This window comes from Acinetobacter sp. S4397-1 (assembly GCF_024129285.1).
Taxonomy (GTDB): Bacteria; Pseudomonadota; Gammaproteobacteria; order Pseudomonadales; family Moraxellaceae; genus Acinetobacter; species Acinetobacter lwoffii_C.
The window spans coordinates 1-445 of the sequence record NZ_JAMXXZ010000090.1 but is presented as its reverse complement, the minus strand read 5'-3'; the positions used below and the strand labels follow the sequence as shown (position 1 = coordinate 445).

At 50.8% G+C, this 445-nt stretch carries 1 pseudogene; it reads left to right on the top strand.

Features of this window, described 5'->3' with window-relative positions:
* Positions 1 to 445: pseudogene (locus NI467_RS14630) on the top strand (hypothetical protein); the annotation flags it as partial.

Genomic DNA, 445 nt, shown 5'->3' with positions numbered 1-445 from the left:
CAGAAGTTGTTATCACCATTCAAGGTGTAGACAAAGACGGCAATGTTGTGACAGAAAAAGTTACAACCACAGTGAAGCCGGATGGCAGCTACGAGGCGAAACTTCCAGCAGGCACGACGATTGTTGATGGTTCACCATTGATTGGTGAAGCAGTCAGTACAGACCGCAACGGCAATGCAGTGACAGGCCCGGATGAGCTTGCAGGCGCGCCAGGCGTCACAGTTCCGCCAGAGCTTGAAGTGACTCTTCCGCCAGCAACAGGCGGCGGCTTAGACCTTGAACCAGGTACAATTGACTTAACGATTGGCAAAGACGGTTCACTGACAGGTGTAACAGAAGACGTCGCGCCAGGTACAGAAGTTGTTATCACCATTCAAGGTGTAGACAAAGACGGCAATGTTGTGACAGAAAAAGTTACAACCACAGTGAAGCCGGATGGCAGCTA